Below are 478 nucleotides of genomic sequence, written 5' to 3' on the forward strand. Positions count from 1 at the left end.
AGATTTCCTGCGGAAGGCAGAGAAAAGACTGGCTAAGGCGCAGCGGAAGCTATCCAAAAAGCAAAAAGGAAGTCACAACAGGGAAAAGCAAAGACTGCGCGTAGCTATTCTTCATGAGAAAGTGGCCAATCAACGCCGGGATTTCCTGCACAAGAAGGCCCGCTACCTTGCAGACCGCTATGATGCCATTGGTATTGAGGATATCAGCGTCAAAGCGATGGCAAAGCGGAAAAAGGGTGGCAAGTTCAGCTTTGGCAAATCCGTAGCGGACAATGGCTGGAATATGTTCACGAACATGCTGGAATATAAGCTGGCTTGGCAAGGCAAACAGCTTATCAAGATAGACAAGTGGTATCCGAGCAGCCAGCTGTGCCATATTTGCGGATATCAGAACCACGAAACCAAGGAATTGTCTGTAAGGGAATGGAATTGCCCGAAATGTGGAAGTCACCATAATCGCGATAAAAACGCAGCCATC

Annotated in this window: 1 protein-coding gene; it reads left to right on the forward strand. The window is 48.1% G+C overall.

What is annotated here, in order from left to right; all coding sequences use genetic code 11:
- The coding region (locus NOS26_RS03615) for a transposase (RefSeq protein ID WP_255917292.1) at positions 1–478 on the forward strand (478 nt) is incomplete at both ends.

This window comes from Megasphaera sp. SC8-1 (genome assembly GCF_024436295.1).
Classification (GTDB): domain Bacteria; phylum Bacillota; class Negativicutes; order Veillonellales; family Megasphaeraceae; genus Megasphaera; species Megasphaera elsdenii.